Genomic DNA, 1,250 nt, shown 5'->3' with positions numbered 1-1,250 from the left:
GAGACCTTTGCACGAAACAGCCCCTTTGCTCGAGGCATACCACCAAACCGAAAAAAAACAAAGAATGGCAATGAAATAAGCAAAACAATGGCTAAATCATGGATAAAATCTCCAAATGGTTGTTAAATTTGTGTCTATTGGCTGAGCTTACTAACCAACAGACACAATAACCCTAGGCGAGTCCGTATTTTCGTTTCAAGCTTAGGGCAGTTTTTAAATTATGCACCATGCTTGCAAGCAAAGTGCTGGTATGAAATTGCATTAACCCTAAATGACGAGCTTTGCTCATCCCATAATGCAGTTTAAAATGTCCAAAGACCCGCTCAACGGTGTTTCTAGTTTGGCTCTTTTGGGTATTATTGCGTTTTTGCTGTTCGGTTAAGGGTGTATTGCGCCATGCTCTATCATGAATATGATTTTTTATCGGTGGTTCATGCTCGGCAAGGTAGTCATCATGGGCTTGGCTTTTATACGCACTGTCAGCATACACGGCTGATTCATCATCTGTTAACAGCGTGGTAAAACATTGGGAATCATGGACATTGGCAGGGGTAGTTTCAACCTTTTTGACAAAGCTGTCTTCATCACAGTTGAGATGAATTTTAAAGCCGTAGGTGGTTTTTACTTTACCTGTACTGTCTTTTTTACTGACATAGGCGGCTTCGTTATCTTGGGTATTGTCGGTGTGTTTGCCTTTCTTAGGTCGTTTGTTTTTAGCTTCAACGATACTGGCATCGATGATGCTGACACTGCCCGCTTTGATAAAAATGTTTTGTTGGGCTAGTTGCTCATTGATTTGGTTGAACAATGGTTCAATCAGTCTAAGCTCACCTAGGTGTTTGTGGTATCGCCAAATGGTGCTATGGTCGGGTACATCATCCGTTAATGATAGGCCAACAAAGCGACGAAATAGTAAGTCTCGTGCCAGTTGTTTTTCCATGGCTGGATCCGATAGGTTATAGAGTTTTTGTAAGAGTAATACTTTAAACATGATGACAGGGTGAAAGGCAGATTCCCCACGCTCACTGCTATGAACGTGGCGTAAGGTTTGCTCGATAGTTTGCCAGTCAATTAGGTTGTGTAGTTCATCTAATTCTTCGATGGCTTTGTGAGCGTTAATGAGACTGTCTGCTAGGGAGAGTTGCCCTGTTTGTTTCCATGCCATAGTCGTGTTTTTTGCTAGGTGATTGATTTTATTGTATTATACCAATTTAATGAACTTTTGTGTGTTTATTCGTGCAAAGGTTTCT

Annotated in this window: 1 protein-coding gene; it reads right to left on the bottom strand. The window is 41.2% G+C overall.

Translation table 11 applies throughout. From position 1 onward, the window contains the following. Window positions 1–172: 172 nt before the first annotated feature. Entirely contained in the window at window positions 173–1,165 is a 993-nt protein-coding gene (locus tag FTU69_RS14650) for an IS5-like element ISAba23 family transposase (protein WP_005028482.1), read from the bottom strand. Window positions 1,166–1,250 lie beyond the last annotated feature (85 nt).

The organism is Acinetobacter sp. YH12134 (genome assembly GCF_013418555.1).
GTDB classification, from domain to species: domain Bacteria; phylum Pseudomonadota; class Gammaproteobacteria; order Pseudomonadales; family Moraxellaceae; genus Acinetobacter; species Acinetobacter indicus.
Note: the sequence above shows the minus strand (reverse complement) of the source record. Positions and strands in the feature narration are given on the sequence as shown.

Excerpts from the sequence above, each read along its gene's own strand:
- FTU69_RS14650 (WP_005028482.1), bottom strand. The coding sequence starts at position 1,165 with ATGGCATGGAAACAAACAGGGCAACTCTCCCTAGCAGACAGTCTCATT.